19 protein-coding genes and 1 tRNA gene are annotated in these 17,731 nt (G+C 52.1%); 9 read left to right on the top strand and 11 right to left on the bottom strand.

From position 1 onward, the window contains the following. Window positions 1–158 precede the first annotated feature (158 nt). The 3 genes from Q0418_RS02705 to Q0418_RS02695 are packed head-to-tail and all read left to right on the top strand — an operon-like array spanning window position 159 to window position 1,826. Complete coding sequence (locus tag Q0418_RS02705; RefSeq protein ID WP_298482008.1) at window positions 159–353, top strand: hypothetical protein; 195 nt, start codon at window positions 159–161, stop codon at window positions 351–353. Then, window positions 341–1,003: a DnaA ATPase domain-containing protein gene (locus Q0418_RS02700; protein ID WP_298482006.1), complete on the top strand. Its 663-nt coding sequence runs from the start codon at window positions 341–343 to the stop codon at window positions 1,001–1,003. Before Q0418_RS02705 ends, Q0418_RS02700 begins: the two co-directional genes overlap by 13 nt. Before the next feature lie 22 nt (window positions 1,004–1,025). Further along, entirely contained in the window at window positions 1,026–1,826 is an 801-nt protein-coding gene (locus Q0418_RS02695; protein ID WP_298482004.1) for a sigma-70 family RNA polymerase sigma factor, read from the top strand. A gap of 502 nt (window positions 1,827–2,328) precedes the next feature. Here the strand turns inward: Q0418_RS02695 and Q0418_RS02690 are convergent. Beyond that, window positions 2,329–2,658 (bottom strand): hypothetical protein, encoded by a 330-nt coding sequence (locus Q0418_RS02690; RefSeq protein WP_298482002.1) that lies wholly within the window; start codon window positions 2,656–2,658, stop codon window positions 2,329–2,331. Window positions 2,659–3,218: 560 nt separating this feature from the next. Between Q0418_RS02690 and Q0418_RS02685 the strand changes: the two genes are divergently transcribed. The 3 genes from Q0418_RS02685 to Q0418_RS02675 are packed head-to-tail and all read left to right on the top strand — an operon-like array spanning window position 3,219 to window position 3,898. Continuing rightward, on the top strand, window positions 3,219–3,455 hold the full coding sequence (locus tag Q0418_RS02685; RefSeq protein WP_298482001.1) for an ABC transporter ATP-binding protein: 237 nt from the start codon (window positions 3,219–3,221) through the stop codon (window positions 3,453–3,455). Further along, complete coding sequence (locus tag Q0418_RS02680; RefSeq protein ID WP_298481999.1) at window positions 3,455–3,697, top strand: type II toxin-antitoxin system RelE/ParE family toxin; 243 nt, start codon at window positions 3,455–3,457, stop codon at window positions 3,695–3,697. The genes Q0418_RS02685 and Q0418_RS02680 overlap by 1 nt, the downstream gene beginning before the upstream one ends. Before the next feature lie 12 nt (window positions 3,698–3,709). Next, a complete protein-coding gene (locus Q0418_RS02675) occupies window positions 3,710–3,898 on the top strand; it encodes a hypothetical protein (RefSeq protein ID WP_298481998.1) in 189 nt (62 codons plus the stop codon). A gap of 310 nt (window positions 3,899–4,208) precedes the next feature. Here Q0418_RS02675 and Q0418_RS02670 read toward each other — a convergent pair. Continuing rightward, a tRNA-Pro gene (locus Q0418_RS02670) sits at window positions 4,209–4,284 on the bottom strand. Between the two features lie 385 nt (window positions 4,285–4,669). Here Q0418_RS02670 and Q0418_RS02665 point away from each other — a divergent pair. From Q0418_RS02665 to Q0418_RS02655, 3 genes are read left to right on the top strand one after another with little or no spacing between them, the layout of a single operon-like run. Then, entirely contained in the window at window positions 4,670–5,422 is a 753-nt protein-coding gene (locus Q0418_RS02665) for a replication protein (RefSeq protein WP_298481997.1), read from the top strand. After that, window positions 5,367–6,155 carry an ATP-binding protein gene (locus Q0418_RS02660; RefSeq protein ID WP_298481996.1) on the top strand — a complete coding sequence of 263 codons (789 nt, stop codon included), beginning with the start codon at window positions 5,367–5,369 and terminating at the stop codon, window positions 6,153–6,155. Before Q0418_RS02665 ends, Q0418_RS02660 begins: the two co-directional genes overlap by 56 nt. Window positions 6,156–6,205: 50 nt before the next feature. Further along, window positions 6,206–6,424, top strand: coding sequence for a hypothetical protein (locus tag Q0418_RS02655; protein WP_298481995.1), 219 nt, complete (start codon window positions 6,206–6,208; stop codon window positions 6,422–6,424). 332 nt (window positions 6,425–6,756) lie between these two features. Here Q0418_RS02655 and ruvX read toward each other — a convergent pair whose 3' ends face one another. The 9 genes from ruvX to rsmA form a co-directional block, all read right to left on the bottom strand. Continuing rightward, the gene (gene ruvX / locus Q0418_RS02650) at window positions 6,757–7,179 is read right to left on the bottom strand and encodes a Holliday junction resolvase RuvX (protein WP_298481994.1); all 423 of its coding nucleotides are present in this window, start codon (window positions 7,177–7,179) and stop codon (window positions 6,757–6,759) included. A gap of 10 nt (window positions 7,180–7,189) precedes the next feature. Further along, on the bottom strand, window positions 7,190–8,104 hold the full coding sequence (locus tag Q0418_RS02645; protein WP_298481993.1) for a dihydroorotate dehydrogenase: 915 nt from the start codon (window positions 8,102–8,104) through the stop codon (window positions 7,190–7,192). Beyond that, window positions 8,104–8,874 carry a dihydroorotate dehydrogenase electron transfer subunit gene (locus Q0418_RS02640; RefSeq protein ID WP_298481992.1) on the bottom strand — a complete coding sequence of 257 codons (771 nt, stop codon included), beginning with the start codon at window positions 8,872–8,874 and terminating at the stop codon, window positions 8,104–8,106. The genes Q0418_RS02645 and Q0418_RS02640 overlap by 1 nt, the downstream gene beginning before the upstream one ends. A 211-nt stretch (window positions 8,875–9,085) precedes the next feature. Beyond that, on the bottom strand, window positions 9,086–12,277 hold the full coding sequence (gene carB, locus Q0418_RS02635) for a carbamoyl-phosphate synthase large subunit (RefSeq protein ID WP_298481991.1): 3,192 nt from the start codon (window positions 12,275–12,277) through the stop codon (window positions 9,086–9,088). A gap of 3 nt (window positions 12,278–12,280) precedes the next feature. After that, entirely contained in the window at window positions 12,281–13,387 is a 1,107-nt protein-coding gene (locus Q0418_RS02630; RefSeq protein ID WP_298481990.1) for a carbamoyl phosphate synthase small subunit, read from the bottom strand. Between the two features lie 22 nt (window positions 13,388–13,409). Further along, window positions 13,410–14,327: an orotidine-5'-phosphate decarboxylase gene (gene pyrF, locus Q0418_RS02625; protein WP_298481989.1), complete on the bottom strand. Its 918-nt coding sequence runs from the start codon at window positions 14,325–14,327 to the stop codon at window positions 13,410–13,412. A gap of 40 nt (window positions 14,328–14,367) precedes the next feature. Beyond that, window positions 14,368–15,648: a dihydroorotase gene (locus Q0418_RS02620; protein ID WP_298481988.1), complete on the bottom strand. Its 1,281-nt coding sequence runs from the start codon at window positions 15,646–15,648 to the stop codon at window positions 14,368–14,370. Continuing rightward, a complete protein-coding gene (gene pyrR / locus Q0418_RS02615) occupies window positions 15,645–16,196 on the bottom strand; it encodes a bifunctional pyr operon transcriptional regulator/uracil phosphoribosyltransferase PyrR (RefSeq protein ID WP_298481987.1) in 552 nt (183 codons plus the stop codon). The genes Q0418_RS02620 and pyrR overlap by 4 nt, the downstream gene beginning before the upstream one ends. Before the next feature lie 443 nt (window positions 16,197–16,639). Further along, the gene (gene rsmA / locus Q0418_RS02610; RefSeq protein ID WP_298481986.1) at window positions 16,640–17,515 is read right to left on the bottom strand and encodes a 16S rRNA (adenine(1518)-N(6)/adenine(1519)-N(6))-dimethyltransferase RsmA; all 876 of its coding nucleotides are present in this window, start codon (window positions 17,513–17,515) and stop codon (window positions 16,640–16,642) included. Between the last annotated feature and the right edge of the window lie 216 nt (window positions 17,516–17,731).

The raw sequence follows: 17,731 nt of genomic DNA, 5'->3' as shown, positions 1-17,731 counted from the left end.
TACACTTCTGGTTGCGTTGATGTTTTTTAGTGGTGAGTTTTACGGATTGAGGTATAAAACAAGATATAAAACAAGAATATTGCGCATGCGCATTCTTCGAATCCCTGTGGAATGAGTACCCGAACAAAAAAGGCAAAGCCAGAGTTTCCAAGAAATCCATGGAAGCTATGAACAAGATCGGCTATGAAGAGATGCATCGTGCACTGGAACGATACAAGGCAGATAAGCCGGAATGGCAGCAATGGCAGCATGGAAGCACGTTCTTCAACAGCGGATATCTGGATTATCTGGATGCGGCGTATCTGGCAGAAGCAGAACAAACGGAAAAGGAGGAGGAGAAGTGGCAAACATAGACGAAGCGGAGATACGAAAAGCGGTTGCAGTGCTGGAGGATGGCTACGAGACACACAAGGCGTGCAATTGTCTGAAAATACGGCAATGCCTGCAGAATATCCAAAAATCAGGGTTATCTGATGCGCTGGAGCGCATGACCTTTGACAGCTATCAATGCAGTGAACCGTGGCAGGAACAGGCAAAACAGACGGCACAGGAATATACAAGAGCGCTGGGCAGTCCATGGCTGTACCTGTCCGGGCAATCCGGTGCAGGAAAAACCCATCTATGCACGGCAGTCTGCGGCGTATTGCTAAAACGTGTGGTACAGGTACAGTACACCATGTGGCGTGACATCTGCCGGGAAATGCAGAGCTTTCAGAAACGGGAGGATTGTTTCCGGAAGCTCATGGGCTGGGAGGCGCTCTATATTGACGATTTTCTGAAAACCAGCAACCCTCGGAAAGAGCTGGACATTGCCTTTGAGATCATCAACGGCAGATATGCATCGGGAAAGCGCACCATTCTCTCCAGCGAGATTTTGTTGCAGGAACTGCTGCGCCTGGACGCTGCCCTTGCCGGGCGCATCCGGGAACGATGCGGAAACGGCACATTTGTGGTACAGATCAGCAAGAACACAGGAAGAAATCACCGATTGACAGCGAAATAATGCCGACCAGAAAGGCGAGATCATGACAAACGAACAACTTGCATCACTGGCACAAGACCCGGACAACGGCGAACTTGTCCCGGTGCTGTGGGACAAAGTGAAAGATATCCTCTATATGAAAGCACAGAGAGCCTACACGGCACGCACAGACGCTTTCAAACGCCATGGTGTAGAATTATCCGACATCCGGCAAGGCTGCTATATGGCGTTTCTGGACGCTCTCAGAGGGTACAAGCCGGAATCAGGCGTAAAGTTTTCCAGCCATCTGACTTATCCATTCAAGACCATGCTGGCAGAACTGACCCATACAAGAACCAGCAAGCGGGAACCACTGGACAGTGCTGTCAGTATGGACAAGCCCATTTTAGGCGAAGATGAGACCGCCACACTTGGGGACGTGCTGCCATGTGATACGGATATAGAAGCGGACGTACTTGACCAGCTTGAGCAGGATGAGGAACGCCGGTCGGTGTGGGATGCCGTGGCAAGACTGCCCCAGCGGGAGCGAGAAGCGGTGACGCTGTTCTACTTCGAGGGATTGACTTTGCAGGAGATCGCAAGCCGCTGGGGGTGCAGCTATCAGAATGTAGCCGGGTTCAAGTCGGCAGGGCTGCGGAATCTGCGGCGGTCTCCGGTACTCCAGCAGCTTTACAGGGAATACAAGGCACACAGCCAGTGGAACAGCGTGCAGCGTCTGGAGAGCCGTCCGGAATATTTCCAGCTGGTGCAGGAACTGCGGGAACGGCAGGCACATGGCGAGTATATCAGCTATGGCAAGTATCAGGCAACGCTTTACAGCGCCTATCTGGGCGAAAATCAATAGAAATAACCGGTTGCAGGCGTGTACTTGCAGCCGGTTTTCTGTGTGCTGACCTATAAAGGATCCTAAAGCTTTTTATATGACTATCTGCGGAATATGGCTGTTTTGCGTGGGATTCTGAAAAAATAATTCTGTCTGACTTTAGAGGCTGCTTGCATCTGAATAATTCCGAAGTTTTGGAAAAGGACCGCTCCAGGATTTCCAGAAAGCACGGTGTTTTTTCAGGTTCTGCGCCGTATGCGGTTCATATGCCATATAAGCACCGTAGAAGCCCAGCAGACAGCCGGAAAGATTGAGGGGTAAAACTATCCACATGAGCAGGAAAAACGGCTCAGGCGGGCGCGCAGGGGCGTTGTGGGCGAACAGAGAGCGAACAGAGAGAAATTCTTTGCTTTCATCATGAATGTTGAAAAATGTTGAGGCTTGAAAAATGATACAAAACGGCGCAGCACGTGAACAAAAGAAAAAACGGCAAGCCCGAAAGCCTGCCGCTTGTGGTATGTATTCAGTTTTGTGCTGCCCTTCTCCGGCGTTTCCGTTCTGCGCGTACTCCCATCATGTAACCGTAATAGCAGAACTGGCGGCAGTCGTTTGCTGTGAAGCCCTCTCGCTGCAATTCACGCAGTTTCAGAACCGGCGTTATTTGCGTGTCAAGTTCCTTGTTCCGGTGCATCCGCAGCACTGAAACACGTGTTTCTTCTGCCTGTGTTGCAGTATTGTCTATCTGCTCCAGATAAGCAGCAGCGCAAGCCCGCACACGCTGGAAATCTTCGTTTTCCGGGTCGGCATATTTGTGGTATCTTTCATCATAGCCCATTGATTTGCTGTATATCATCCTCCAGCACGCCGACCATTTACGCGGTATTCTATCACCGTATGCAATCCATCTCAGAATGTCCATGTCAATATGCTTGTAATACTTGCCGTTTACGTCCTCTTTTTCGCTAAATAAAATATTTCTGAATTCTTCCACCCTGAACAAGATACTATCAAGCAGTGTGTTTCTTTTTGGATTGTGGAACGTTGCAGAACGCCCCACGAAAACAGCAACCGACATATACTCTACATCTGACATTTTCAAAAACTTCCTTTCCAGATACTTGACAGCCCAGCCGCTCCGGTGCTATCATACAAGAGCATGGCGGCGTAAGCTGTCTATTTGTGTGTGCTCTCTCGCAAGCTTTGGTCGGCGTATTGTGAGAGGGCTTTTCTTTTGGGTGAAAGCTGGTAGGCGTTTTCGCCTGATCTGTGGCTTTCACTGTGTATATTATAGCATATCGTACCCGATATTTCAATAGACAGAGTGAACAAACTTGTACCCGATATATTGTTTATTTTGTATATTGACCCCGATAGAATTTTATTGTATAATAGTATGTAGAAAGGGGCGATACTATGGCACCAGCAAGCAAGGCGCAACAAAAAGCCGTTGCAAAGTATATGAAGAATAATTATGATGAAATAAAGGTTAGAGTGCCGAAAGGCAGCAAGGCAACCATAAAAGCCGCTGCAGACAAGCAGGCAGGCGGCAGCATCAACGGATATGTCAGTCAGGCAATCAATGCCCAGCTGAAAAGAGACGGCTTTGCGCCGATGCAGAAACAGGCAGAGCAGGAGGAAACGCCGGAATAATGGATATCATATATACCAAGAAAGCTGAAAAACATATATCTAAGCTTGATAAAGCAACCAAACACAGAATCAAAACCGGTATAGAAGCGATTCCGTGCGGAGATATCAAACGACTTCAAGGGGTTGTGCCGATTGCATTTCGTCTGCGTATCGGTGATTATCGCATTATATTTGAAATGACATCGGAAACAATTTTGATTCATGATGTTCTCCCTCGTGGGAACGCATATGATAAACTGTGAGGTGAAAAAGCTATGTCCACAAGAGAAATGATTTGTCATCTTGTCAATGACAGTGTACCAAATGATGAATTAGAACTGCTGTATAAGCTTGTTCTGAAATTCATTCCCGCAGAAGAACCAGAACCAGACGAATTAGAAGCATTGGCAAGTACAGCTGGGGAAACTGAGTTTGTTTCTCATGATGCGATCAACTGGGATTGATAGAACGCTGAGGGCGGAACAGGCAGCCGCCACCCGGGTAACACCGTAGGAGATGTGGGATACGTCACCCCACCTCGTTCCATCTATGTAACGCCCTGCTCTTTGGAGTTGTGCGTTTTCATGTATGACATAATAAAACAAACCGCCCCGGAGCGTGACAGCTTCGGCGGCGGTTCTTTTGTTGTATTCTGTTGTGCCTTTTCGTCTGTTTTTGAAACGTTGGCGCACAAACGGCGCACAAATTAAAATTATATTACAAAAACCAAAACCGCGCAATCCCGGAAAACATCCGAAATCACGCGGTTTTAACTGGTCTGAGTGACCCGACTTGAACGGGCGGCCTCTACCACCCCAAGGTAGCACGCTACCAACTGCGCCACACCCAGATCTATTTTTTGCAAGCGCTTCATGTGATCCATGTCACGCCTGTTCTTTAATTATAGCACAAGAGCATATGTTTGTCAAGAATTTTATTTGAAAAAAGATATTGGATAGAATATACCTTTTAACAAGAAAACACAAAAAGTTTTTTATAGGCATTTCCGGGTTCACTGGGATGCCGTATTTTTTTGCCGTTCCTCCCCTGGCAATTTTTCCAGTTTTGCTGTTTCGCTGAGAAGTTCACCCAATACTGGAAACTTTCTTCAGATTTTGTGTAAATTCTCGTTCATAGTTGCACGTGGGCGTGCAACTTTTGCCCTCTGCGGGGCTATTTATGAGAGGACTTTTTTCTTCTCCGAAGAAACCGCCCCGGACAGAAAGGAGAAACTCATGGCAAATCCCCAGAAGGAGAACGGGTTCACGGCAATTGCAAACGAATTGCTGGAGCAGTTAATTCATTTCAAGCCCACAAGTACACAGTATGGCATCATGCTGTTTATCATGCGCAGAACATATGGCTTTCAGCGGAATTATGCTCCCATGTCACTATCATATATTGCAAAGGCAATGAACACCTCGCCACAGGTCGTATACAAAGGACTGCGGCAATTAAAAGAAATGAATATGGTGGAGATTATTCCAGCAAAGCGAAATAATCCGCAGCAAATCAAGGTACAAAAAGATTGGCAGCGATGGGTATCTCCCCATGGTGTATCTCCTGTACAGTGTATTTCCCATACGGTAGATACAGGTGTATCCCATACAGGAGATATCAGTATCTCCCATACAGTTGACCAAGAAAGAAACAATAGAAAGAAACATAAGAAAGAAACATACTGCACATGCACATTCTTCGAACGTCTGTGGGCGGAATATCCCAACAAAAAAGGCAAAGCCAGAGTAACCGCAAAATCTCTGGATGCCATCAGCAAGATCGGTTATGCAGAGATGCACCGGGCACTGGAACGCTATAAGAAAAGCAAGCCGGACTGGCAGCACTGGCAGAACGGCAGCACGTTCTTCAACAGCGGCTATGTGGATTATCTGGACGCATCCTATGCAGCGGAAGTGGAAATGGAGGAACACAATGGAACATATCAAAATGCCGATAAGCAGCAATGGTGCACTGACGGTCTCATCTGAGCCGGTTGACCCGGAGGACAGCCTGCGCCAGTGGGTAGCACGGTACAACGAAACAGAGGGAAATCTCAAGGGCTATGACTGCCGCATATGCAGGAACAAGGGCTATATCTCCGTGCTGGAGGATGGCTATGAGATACACAGGGAGTGCAAATGTCTGAAAATACGGCGATGCCTGCGGAATATCGAACAGTCCGGCTTGTCGGGTGCACTGGAGCGCATGACCTTTGAGCGCTATCGCTGTGAAACGCCCTGGCAGGAACAGGCGAAGCAGACGGCACAGGAATATACCAGAACGCCGGACAGTCCATGGCTGTACATCTCCGGGCAGTCCGGCGCAGGAAAGACCCATCTCTGCACAGCAGTCTGCGGTGTCTTGCTGAAGCGTGGGGTGCAGATACAGTACACCATGTGGCGTGACATCTGCCGGGAAATGCAGAGCTTTCAGAAACGGGAGGATTGTTTCCGGAAGCTCATGGGCTGGGAGGCGCTCTATATTGACGATTTTCTGAAAACCAGCAACCCTCGGAAAGAGCTGGACATTGCCTTTGAGATCATCAACGGCAGATATGCATCGGGAAAGCGCACCATTCTCTCCAGCGAGATTTTGTTGCAGGAACTGCTGCGCCTGGACGCTGCCCTTGCCGGGCGCATCCGGGAACGGTGCGGAAACGGCACATTTGTGGTACAGATCAGCCCGGATACCGGACGGAATTATCGTCTGACGGCAAGATGATGGCACACTTCGCTCCCCTTTCACATATGCTGACAGAGGGAGGTGTCTGCATGAAGGGCAGTGCATTCTGTGAGGATCTGCGGTTTTCTGCGGCGATCAACGCCATTGCAACAGCCATCGCCGCCCAGTTCGAAACGCCGGAGGCACAGGCGGCAGCGGCAGCGATCCTGACCCAGATCGCCGATACCATCGCAGCCATTGCCGCAAAAAACGTGTTATGCAGGCTGGAATCCGAGGAAGAAGAGACCGAATCCGCAAAGCAGCAATAAAAAAACGGCGGCACCAATGAGATGGTATCGCCGTTTTGTGATTCTGAAATACAACGCAGCCCCATTGTAGGGGCGGATATCATCCGCCCGCCGAGGTATGTACCGATTTTCGGACAAACACAACGGGCGACCAATGGTCGCCCCTACAAAATGTATCCGTTCCATATGGGTAACAGGTAAAACCAACGGTAACATTGCAATGTAGGGGCGAACATTGTTCGCCCGCAAATTATTCGTCTGCAAATTGTTCATCCGCATACATCCATCGGATATCCACCGGGAATTTACGGGCGGATAATATCCGCCCCTACATACCCCGACAAATGGAAACCTCAACCCCGTGTATTCTTCCGATACGCCAGAAAGCTCTCCAGAATAATGGTCGCCGCCACGGCATCCACCACGGCTTTCCGCTTTTTTCCACGGGTATTGGTCACATTGAGGCAGGCATGGGCAGAGACTGTGGTACAGCGTTCGTCCCAAAGCTGTACAGGAATGCCTGTCATCTCCCCCAGTCCCAGGGCGAACTGCTGGCACAGTTCCCCACGTGCACCGATGGTATTGTTCATATTCTTGGGATATCCCACCACAATCAGCTCCGCACGGTGTTCCTTTGCGGCGGCGGCGACCTTTCTCATGCACTGGTCAAAATCCCGTTCCGTAATGACTCCTGCCGGCGATGCCAGAAATTCTCCCCGGTCGCATACCGCAAGACCGGTTCTCGTATCGCCGAAATCCACGCCTAAAATAATCATTGCGCCGTCCTCATGACCAGGGCTGGACAGTGCCGATGATCTGCCGCACATCGTCCACCCCGTGGGCATCCAGCCAGGCGTCCATTTCCTCGATGATATGCACCGGTGCCAGAGGGTCGGTGAATATGGCAGCGCCGACCTGTACAGCACTTGCACCAGCCATCATCATTTCAATGGCATCTGCGCCGCTTGCCACGCCGCCCATGCCAATGACGGGAATGGAGACCGCCTGGGCTGTCTGCCATACCATACGCACTGCCAGAGGGAACACAGCAGGACCGGACATACCGCCCACATTGTTCCGGAGAATGGGACGCTTTGTCTCGATATTGATACGCATGCCCAGTACTGTGTTAATGAGGGAAACGGCATCTGCTCCGGCGGATTCCACAGCCTTTGCAATGTCCGTAATGCTTGTCACATTGGGGGACAGCTTTACGATAAGGGGCTTTGTGGTAGCCTTGCGCACGGCTGCCGTAATGGCTTCCGCACTGTCGCAGTGGACACCGAATGCCGCACCGCCCTGCTTCACATTGGGGCAGGAAATATTCAGCTCGATCATATGCACATCCGTTGCATCCAACTTCTGGGCAATGGACACGCACTCCTCAATGGTAGAGCCGGCGATATTCGCCAGAATCACCGTATCCTTTGTCAACAGATTGGGCAGTTCTTTCTCCAGAAAGGCATCAATGCCGGGATTCTGCAATCCCACGGAATTGAGCATGCCGCTGGGTGTTTCTGCAATACGAGGGGCAGGATTTCCCGGACGGGGCTGACCTGTGGTACCCTTTGTTGCAATACCGCCCAGTTTGGACAGCGGAAACAGCTCTTCGTATTCCCTGCCGTAGCCGAACACGCCGGACGCCGGAATAATGGGGTTTTTCAGCGTGACCCCAGCCACGTCTACCGATAATTTTGCCATTACCACACAACCTCCTCTGCAGGAAATACCGGGCCGTCCTTGCAGACATGCCCCATGACAGACTTGCCCTCACGTTCCAGCTGACAGGCACAGACCAGACATGCACCAATGCCGCAGCCCATGCGTTCCTCCATGGATACCTCACAGGCTACGCCCGCATCCTTTGCCGCAGCTGCCACGAATTTCAGCATAGGTCTGGGGCCGCAGGCATAGACCATGTCTGCACCGCCATCGGCGAGAAGTTCTTTCAACGGTTCTGTCACAAGGGCATGACGTCCCGCAGTGCCGTCGTCTGTACAGAGAATGGTCTGCGCCCCTGTCCTCTGGAATGCCTGTTGCAGTGTCACCACCGATGCGCTGCGGAATCCGCAGATCGCCGCTGCACGTGCACCATAAACCTGGGCAAGGGACAGCATGGGCGGATTGCCGATACCGCCGCCCACCAGGATCACACGCTTTGCCTCAGGCAGAATGGTGAAACCGTGTCCCAGAGGTCCCAGGACGTCCAGATTTTCCCCGGTGCGTACATTGGCGAGGGCATCCGTTCCGGCGCCCTTGACTTCAAATACAATGGTAAGCGTTCCCTTTTCCCGGTTGATCTCACAAATGGAAATGGGACGGCGCAGGGTACATCCAACAGGCAGCAGATGGACAAATTGTCCCGGCACTGCCCCTTCTGCAATGGCAGGACACAGGAGCACCATGCGATAAATATTGCCAGCAAGCGCCTGTTTTTCCAGAACCGGCGCAAGCATCTGGGTATATGCCATAACCATACAACTCCCTTCATCTATTAAAATGACGGGCGGGAAATCTTCCCGTCCGCCACGGTAATTTTGATTTCAATTCAGATACAGCCTCCCCTGAAAGGGGAGGGGGACCATTGCGCAGCAATGGTGGAGGGATTCACAACGATTTCATATACAGCCTCCCCTGAAAGGGGAGGGGGACCATTGCGCAGCAATGGTGGAGGGGTTTTCCTTATATCTTTGTAATATCCACCATTTCCACATCATCGATACTTCTGCCGGATTCCAGCACATTTGCCAGAGCCGAAGCCGTATCAATGGCAGTGAGACAGCAGATGGAGCGTTCCACGGACTTCCGGCGCATCTTTACGCTGTCACGTGCCGGGAGACGTCCTTTTGCCGAGGTGGAGATCATATAGTGAATCTTGCCGCTTTCCAGCAGTGAGATGGTATTGGGTTCGCCGTCGGAGATCTTCTTCACCAGGTTGGTGGCGATCATATTGTGATTCAGCACAGCCGCTGTACCGCTTGTACCATACAGCTCAAAGCCCATACGTGCGAACTTATCCGCAATGGCAATGATCTCCTGCTTGTCGCTGTCACGGACGGACAGGAGCACGCCGCCCTCCTTTTTCAGGTCGTAGCCGGCAGCGATCAGCCCCTTGAGCAGCGCATCCTCCAGATTGGTGGCAATACCCAGGCACTCACCAGTGGACTTCATTTCCGGCCCCAGCATAGTATCCACATCCTGAAGCTTCTCGAAGCTGAATACAGGCACCTTTACGGCAACATACTTGCCCTTGGGGTGCAGTCCCGGCTTGTAGCCCAGGCTCTCCAGTGTCTCGCCCAGCATGATCTTTGTGGCGATATCCACCATGGGGATACCTGTCACCTTGCTGATATAGGGCACAGTTCGGGACGAACGTGGGTTCACCTCAATGACATAGACCTCGTTGTTGTATACCACATACTGGATGTTGATGAGACCCACTGCATGGAGTTCCTTTGCCAGAAGTCCGGTATAGCGGACGATGGTGTCGGTGATGGACTCGCTCAGGTTTTGTGCCGGATAGATGGAAATGGAGTCACCAGAGTGGACGCCTGCACGCTCTACGTGTTCCATAATCCCCGGAATCAGGAAGTCCTTGCCGTCACAAATGGCATCCACCTCAACCTCTGTACCCATCATATACTTGTCAATGAGCACAGGGTTTTCGATCATGTGGCTGGTAATAATCGCCATATATTCCACGATATCCTTGTCCGAGTGGGCAATGATCATATTCTGACCGCCCAGCACGTAGGACGGACGCATGAGCACGGGATATCCCAGGGTATTGGCAGCCTGGAGTGCTTCTTCTGTCGTCATGACCGTCAGACCGGCAGGTCTCGGAATGCCGCACTTCTCCAGTACTTCATCAAAGCGTTCTCTGTCCTCAGCGGCATCGATATCATCTGCGGAAGTACCCAGAATATTGACGCCCATATCAGCCAGATAGCGTGTCAGCTTAATGGCAGTCTGACCGCCGAACTGTACCACAACGCCATAGGGCTTTTCGGTGTTGATAATATTGGCAACGTCCTCCTTGGTGAGGGGGTCGAAATACAGGCGGTCGCCGGTGTCGAAGTCCGTGGAAACTGTCTCCGGGTTATTGTTGCAAATGACTGCCTCGCAGCCCATTTCTTTCAGCGTCCATACGCAGTGTACGGAGCAGTAGTCGAACTCGATGCCCTGACCGATACGGATGGGACCGGAGCCAAATACAATGACCTTTTTCTTGCCGCTGTTCTGACGTTCAATGAATTCCTCTGCCTCGTTTTCATCGTCATAGGTGGAGTAGAAATAGGGTGTTTCCGCCTTGAATTCCCCAGCACAGGTGTCAACCATTTTGTATACCGCATGGCGGTGCATGGGGCATTTCTTGCCGGAAATACGCTCGATGGTGGCATCCAGATAGCCATACTGCTTCGCCAGAAGATACAGCTCCTCAGTGAGCGGCTTCTCTGCCATTTCCCGTTCCAGTTCCACCAGATTCAGCAGCTTGTTCAGGAACCAGCAGTCCACCATGGTCAGCTCGTGGAGCTTTTCTACGGGTACACCACGCTTCAATGCCTCGTACAGCTGGAAAGCACGCTCATCGTCCACTACATTCAGACGCTCCATGATCTCTTCCAGGGGCATCTCCTCGTACTTCTTCATATTCATGGAATCCACGCCCAGCTCTGTGGAACGGACAGCCTTCATGATTGCCTGTTCGAAGCTGGTACCGATTGCCATGACCTCACCGGTTGCCTTCATCTGAGTACCCAGGGTACGCTTTGCATAGACGAACTTATCGAACGCCCACTTGGGATACTTGACCACCACATAGTCCAGTGCCGGCTCAAAGCAGGCATAGGTTTTTCCGGTGACCTGATTGATGATCTCGTCCAGGGTATAGCCGATGGCGATTCTTGCGGCAACCTTTGCAATGGGATAGCCTGTCGCCTTGGAAGCCAGTGCGGAAGAACGGGACACACGGGGATTTACTTCAATGACAGCATAGTCCATACTGGTGGGATGCAGTGCAAACTGACAGTTGCAGCCGCCCTCGACTTTCAGCTCGGAAATAATATCCAGCGCCGCAGTACGGAGCATCTGGTATTCCCGGTCTGTCAGTGTCACAGCCGGCGCAATAACAATGCTGTCGCCGGTGTGTACGCCAACGGGGTCAAAGTTCTCCATGGAGCAGACGGTGATCACATTGCCCTTGCGGTCACGGATGACCTCGAACTCAATCTCCTTCCAGCCGCTGATGCACTTCTCAATGAGTACCTGGGTAATGGGCGAAAGACGCAGACCGTTCTTTGTAATATCCCGGAGCATTTCCTCATTGTCCGCAATACCGCCGCCAGTACCGCCCAGTGTGAATGCAGGACGGACAATCACCGGATAGCCGATGGTCTCAGCAAATGCCACAGCGTCCTCAATGGTCTCCACGACTTTCGAGGGAATGCAGGGCTGGTTGATTTTTTCCATGGTATCCTTGAATGCCTGGCGATCCTCTGCCTTGTGGATGGTCAGGGGGTCAGCACCCAGAAGCTTTACGCCGTTTGCCTCCAGGAATCCCTCCTCTGCCAGCTGCATGGACAAGGTCAGACCAGTCTGACCGCCCATGGTGGAGAGAAGGCTGTCGGGCTTTTCGATCTGGATGATACGCTTCACCACATCCAGTGTCAACGGCTCGATATACACCTTATCCGCCATGGCCTTGTCGGTCATGATGGTTGCCGGATTGGAGTTAATGAGGACGACCTCCAGCCCCTCCTGTTTCAGGGCACGGCACGCCTGAGTGCCTGCATAGTCAAACTCAGCCGCCTGTCCGATGATGATCGGGCCGGAGCCGATGACGAGAACCTTTTTGATATCATTTCTCAATGGCATAACTTACTTCTTCTCCTTTTCCATCACAGAGGTGAATTCATCAAACAAATAAGCGGTATCCAGCGGTCCGCCGTGTGCCTCGGGATGGAACTGGACGGTGAACGCATTGATCTTATGATACCGGATGCCCTCGCAGGTCTGGTCGTTTGCATTGATATGGGAAACCGTGCCCACAGCCGGGTCGAGACTCTCTCCTACAACGGCATAGCCGTGATTCTGGCTGGTGACATAGGTACGGTGGCTATTGAGGTCAATGACAGGCTGATTTGCCCCACGGTGACCATATTTCAGCTTTTCCGTCCTACATCCCTGAGACAGTGCCAGAAGCTGGTGTCCCAGACAGATGCCGAAGATGGGGATACCCAGTGCGGCGATCTCACGGACATTGTCAATGACCGCCTGATTTTCCGAAGGGTCTCCCGGGCCGTTGGACAGCATAATGCCATCGGGTTTCAGTTCCAGCAATTCCTTTGCAGTCGTAGTTGCCGGGAGTACGATGACCTCGCATCCACGCTTCACCAGTTCGTTGCGGATATTGCGCTTATAGCCGAAATCGTAGAGTGCCACTCTGTATTTCGGTGTCCCCTCGCTGTAGGTTCTCGGCTCTGTACTAGTAACGGTCTTGATGGCATCCCGGATCACATAGCTGCGTACCTGTTCCAGGAGTTCGTCTTTCTTGGCGTAGACATCTTCTGTGGTAATAACGCCGTTCATCACGCCCACTTCCCGGATGATACGTGTCAGCTTCCGGGTATCAATATTGTAGATACCCACGATATTCTGTTCTTTCAGAAATGCGTCAATATCGCCCTCCATGCGGAAATTAGACGGTGTATTGCACCATTCCCGCACAATATAGCCCCCGATATAGGAACGTGCAGACTCATTGTCTGCCTGATTGACTCCATAATTTCCGATCAGCGGAAATGTCTGTGTGACCAGCTGTCCAAAATAGCTGGGATCCGTCAGTGTTTCCTGATAGGCAGTCATACCCGTCGTAAACACGACCTCACCGATCACGGTTCCCTTTACACCGAAATGCAGGCCCTCAAAAATTGTTCCGTCTGCCAGAAGCAGATAGGCCTTGTCGCCTCGCTCCAATAATGACATGACACCAGTCCTTTCCTATCAATTAAAGATACGCCGTAATATCGTCACGCATCCGAATGGCTTCTCTTCTTGCCGCCTGTGCGAAATCTGTTTCGGGACAGTCCGGCTCTTTCTTCCAGGCGCACATAATGGCACGGGAAGAATTTACAACAGCTCCTCTGCCGTCTGCATCAAATGCCCCGGCAACACCCTGTGCACCGCCGCCCTGTGCGCCATAGCCCGGCACCAGGAACATGGTATGGGGCAGCTTTTTCCGCAGTGCAGCCAGCTGTTCCGGATAGGTCGCACCTACCACTGCACCTACGGAAGAATAGCCATAGGCACCGATCTGATCTGCACCCCAGTTCTCGCACATTTCGCCCATGATCTCATAGACAGGCTTTCCATCGATCTCTCTGTCCTGGAGTTCTCCGCTGGAGGGGTTCGATGTCTTTGCCAGTACAAAGATACCCTTGTCATACTGTGCACACATATCCAGCAGGGGCTGAATACCGTCCGTACCCAGATAGCCGTTTACGGTGAGTGCGTCTGCGCCGAAGGCATCCAGGGATATGCCGTCCACATCGGTTTTTCCCAGATGTGCCGTGGCATAAGCGGTCATGGTAGCGCCGATATCATTGCGCTTGCCGTCTGTCATAACGAACATGCCCTTTTCCTGGGCATAGCGGATGGTCTCCGCCAGCGTGCGCACGCCCTGCCAGCCGTACATTTCATAGTACGCCGCCTGTGGCTTGATGGCAGGCACCACATCGTACAGTGCGTCAATGAGCGCCTTGTTGAATTCCAGGAGTGCAGCAGCAGCGCCCTCCAGGGTGCGGCCATATTTCACAAAGCAGGCATCCTGTATAAACCGGGGGACATATTCCAGACGAGGATCCAGCCCGGCGACAGAGGGATTTTTCAGTTCATCGATCCGCTTGATCAATCTATCCAATGACATAGCATGATTCCTTTCAATTCTTTATTTTATTGATACGTTGTTACACGTGATACTCCATATCCTGATAGCGCACAACGCCGTCGGTGATGGTATACACAGGCTTTCCCACGAGTGTCTTACCCTTCCAGATCACATTCCGTGCCTTGGAGTGCATTTTTTCCGGTTCCACCGTCCATGCATACTCCGTATCCACCAGCGTCAGGTCAGCCCGTGCGCCCACAGCGATCTGCACCTGAGGCAGTCCCAGAATCTGTCTCGGACGAATTGCCATACGTTCCACCAACTGAGGCAGTGTCATGTATCCGGCATGCACCAGCTTCAGGGATGCCGCCAGGGACGTTTCCATACCGATCACACCATTGGGTGCATGTGTAAAGTCTGCCTTTTCCTCCGGCGCATGAGGTGCGTGGTCTGTGACGATACAATCAATGGTGCCGTCCAGCACGCCCTCCAGCACTGCCCTGCGGTCGGCTTCGGTACGCAGGGGCGGATTCATACGATAATCCGCATCCCGTCCCAGCACAGCCTCCTCCGTCATGAGGAAGTAGTGGGGGCAGGTCTCACAGGTAACTTTAACGCCGTGTGCCTTTGCCTGACGGATGATCTCCACGCTGCCCTTTGTGCTCACGTGGGCAATGTGAATGGGAGTATCGGTGGATGCCGCAAGGATGATCTCCCGTGCGGTGATATAGTCCTCCGAAGCCCTGTCCATGCCCTTGACGCCCAGGGTTTCCGAAGCCAGTCCCCGGTTCACGATACCGCCGGCAATAATGGACAAATCCTCACAGTGGGAGATCACCGGGATACCCAGTTCATGTGCCCGAATCAGCGCCGTCCGCATGGTCTCAGCGCATTCCACCGGTCTGCCGTCATCGGAGACAGCGCAGATGCCGGCATCTTTCAGTGCGGCATAATCGCACATAGTCTCGCCTTGCAAGCCCTTGGTAATGCATCCCACCGGGTGTACATCCACGCCGGTCTGTGCAGCTTTTTCACGGATATAGCGTACTGTTTCCACACTGTCGATGGCAGGGGAAGTATTGGGCATACAGGCAACGCCGGTGATACCGCCGGCAAGGGCTGCGGCTGCACCAGTGAGGATATCCTCCTTGTGGGTCTGTCCGGGGTCACGGAGATGCACGTGCATATCAAACAGTCCCGGCAGTGCCGTAAGGCGTGAGCCGTCAATGACCAGATCTGCGGCATCCGTCAGCGCCTGTCCCAGCTTTGCGATCTTTCCGTCCCGGATGAGCATATCGCACCTTGGCAGCACGGTATTCTGCACGATCCGGATATTCTCAATGCGTATGGTCTGCTTCATGGTGTATCCTCCTCCGGTGTATTCTGATAGATTTCCACGCAGTCGATACCGTCGATCTCCGTCACGGAGACACGAACCATTTCCGTCTGCGCCGTGGGTACGTTCTTGCCGATATAATCGGGACGGATGGGAAGCTCCCGGTGTCCCCTGTCCACCAGTACCGCAAGCTGCATACACTGGGGTCTGCCGATGGCAAGAATGGCATCTATGGCAGCACGGCAGCTGCGTCCGGTGTAGAGAACATCGTCCACAATGACCACACGCTTGTCCTGCACCGGGAAGTCAATGGTACTTCTGGCGCAGTGGGACGGATCGGCAGTCCGATCGTCCCGGTAGGGTGTAATATCCAGCGCACCGAACTCCACCTGTACCTTTTCCAGTTCATAGATTTTCCGGGCGATCCGTTCCGCAAGCACCACGCCCCGGGACAGGATTCCCACAATGCAAAGTCCCTCTGCACCGCGGTTGCGTTCCAGGATCTCATAGGTGATCCGGGCAACCGCACGTCTCATGGCATTTTCATCCATGATCATTGCTTTTTTCTCCATGTGCACCTCCTAAAAGAGCCTTATGCCGGCTCAAAAAGGTTCAAAAAAAGCACTTACCCACTTGTGACAGGTAAGCGCTTACAATAACTGCATTCAAATTGCATAAAAAGGACATGCCTTATTTTCGAAACGCCTTGTCAACCTCACGGGATCAACTTAAAGGATTCATTTCTAGATATTATACCACATTTCAAAGATTTTGTCCAGTGCTTTTTTGCAATTTCTGAAAATTTTATGGTTTTTCTGTCGAAGTGTACCCCTCCACCGCCTGACGGCGGTTCCCCTCCCCTTTCAGGGGAGGCTTCTGCGTCTGTATCCCTGCCTCCTCACAATCACGTAAATCCGGTGCAATTGTAGGGGCGACCATTGGTCGCCCGCCGGACATTCTCCGGTTATTTACGGGCGAACAAAGTTCGCCCCAACATATACCACACGATGCATCCTCAATTGGATTCCCCGGCATCCACCTGACAAAGGCGGTTACTCAGGGCGATGAGCTGTTCCATGGTAAGATTCTCCATACGCACCGTCTCGGGCAGTTCCAGCTCCCGGAGTACCCCAATCAGGCGTGATTTCTCATAGTGCATGGTCGCCGAAAGGGCATTCACCAGGGTCTTGCGCCGCTGGGAGAAGCCCTGCTTTACCATGGCGAAGAAGTGGGTGGGATTATCTGTCAAGTGGGCATAACGCTGTTCCACTCGAATCTGGAGCACAGCGGAATCCACATTGGGCGGCGGCAAAAAGCTGTCCCGCTGTACAGGAAACAACAGTTCCGCTGTGCCGTAATAATTCACTGCCACCGTAATGGCGCCGGAATCTCTGGTGCCCACTTTCGCCTGTAGCTTTTCCGCCACTTCCTTTTGCACCATGACGGTAATGGTATCCACAGGTGCACCGCTTTCCAGAAGATGCATGAGGATGGGGGTGGTGATATAATAGGGCAGGTTGGCGCAGACTGCCACACGCAGTCCGGGGAATTCCTGTGCCAGAAGCTTCGGAATATCAAAATCCAGGATATCCCCGTGGAGCACGTGGAGATTGTCAAACTCCCCCACCGTCTCCTGCAGAATCGGCAGCAGCCGCTGATCCAGTTCCACCGAGGTCACCCGTTCTGCGTGAAGTGCCAGCTGCTGTGTCAGAGTACCAATGCCGGGGCCGATCTCCAATACCCCATATCCCGGCGCAGCATTTCCCAGCTCAGCAATCCGTGGGCAGACAGATGGGTCGATGAGGAAATTCTGTCCCAGCTTCTTGGAAAAATGAAAGCCGTGCTTTGCCAGCAGTGATTTTACGGTTTTCATGTCAGTCAGATTCATCATAGGCGTGATTCTCCCTTAATTCAACATACGGTAATTTGCCTCCTCTGAAAGTGGAGGGGAACCAGCGAAGCTGGTGGAGGGGTTGACAGATACCGTTTCACCCCTCAGTCAGTGCTGCGCACTGCCAGCTCCCCTTTCAGGGGAGCCTGATCGAATATCAAGGTAATACCGCACAAAGATTGTGCGTCAGATGCGCCGTCAGATTTTTCGTCAGAT

The sequence above is a fragment of the uncultured Ruminococcus sp. genome (genome assembly GCF_937915125.1).
Taxonomy (GTDB): Bacteria; Bacillota; Clostridia; order Oscillospirales; family Ruminococcaceae; genus Ruminococcus_C.
This window is presented reverse-complemented; position numbering and strand designations above follow the sequence as displayed.

Bases quoted from the DNA above. Each gene is read 5' to 3' on its own strand.
- Q0418_RS02675 (WP_298481998.1), top strand. From the start codon at position 3,710: ATGTCCACAAGAGAAATGATTTGTCATCTTGTCAATGACAGTGTACCA.
- Q0418_RS02620 (WP_298481988.1), bottom strand. From the start codon at position 15,648: ATGAAGCAGACCATACGCATTGAGAATATCCGGATCGTGCAGAATACC.
- Q0418_RS02640 (WP_298481992.1), bottom strand. From the start codon at position 8,874: ATGGCATATACCCAGATGCTTGCGCCGGTTCTGGAAAAACAGGCGCTT.
- Q0418_RS02660 (WP_298481996.1), top strand. From the start codon at position 5,367: ATGGAACATATCAAAATGCCGATAAGCAGCAATGGTGCACTGACGGTC.
- Q0418_RS02630 (WP_298481990.1), bottom strand. From the start codon at position 13,387: ATGTCATTATTGGAGCGAGGCGACAAGGCCTATCTGCTTCTGGCAGAC.
- Q0418_RS02705 (WP_298482008.1), top strand. From the start codon at position 159: ATGGAAGCTATGAACAAGATCGGCTATGAAGAGATGCATCGTGCACTG.
- rsmA (WP_298481986.1), bottom strand. From the start codon at position 17,515: ATGATGAATCTGACTGACATGAAAACCGTAAAATCACTGCTGGCAAAG.
- ruvX (WP_298481994.1), bottom strand. From the start codon at position 7,179: ATGATTATTTTAGGCGTGGATTTCGGCGATACGAGAACCGGTCTTGCG.
- carB (WP_298481991.1), bottom strand. From the start codon at position 12,277: ATGCCATTGAGAAATGATATCAAAAAGGTTCTCGTCATCGGCTCCGGC.
- pyrF (WP_298481989.1), bottom strand. From the start codon at position 14,327: ATGTCATTGGATAGATTGATCAAGCGGATCGATGAACTGAAAAATCCC.
- Q0418_RS02685 (WP_298482001.1), top strand. From the start codon at position 3,219: ATGGCACCAGCAAGCAAGGCGCAACAAAAAGCCGTTGCAAAGTATATG.
- Q0418_RS02695 (WP_298482004.1), top strand. From the start codon at position 1,026: ATGACAAACGAACAACTTGCATCACTGGCACAAGACCCGGACAACGGC.
- Q0418_RS02665 (WP_298481997.1), top strand. From the start codon at position 4,670: ATGGCAAATCCCCAGAAGGAGAACGGGTTCACGGCAATTGCAAACGAA.
- Q0418_RS02690 (WP_298482002.1), bottom strand. From the start codon at position 2,658: ATGATATACAGCAAATCAATGGGCTATGATGAAAGATACCACAAATAT.
- Q0418_RS02645 (WP_298481993.1), bottom strand. From the start codon at position 8,104: ATGGCAAAATTATCGGTAGACGTGGCTGGGGTCACGCTGAAAAACCCC.
- Q0418_RS02655 (WP_298481995.1), top strand. From the start codon at position 6,206: ATGAAGGGCAGTGCATTCTGTGAGGATCTGCGGTTTTCTGCGGCGATC.
- Q0418_RS02680 (WP_298481999.1), top strand. From the start codon at position 3,455: ATGGATATCATATATACCAAGAAAGCTGAAAAACATATATCTAAGCTT.
- pyrR (WP_298481987.1), bottom strand. From the start codon at position 16,196: ATGGAGAAAAAAGCAATGATCATGGATGAAAATGCCATGAGACGTGCG.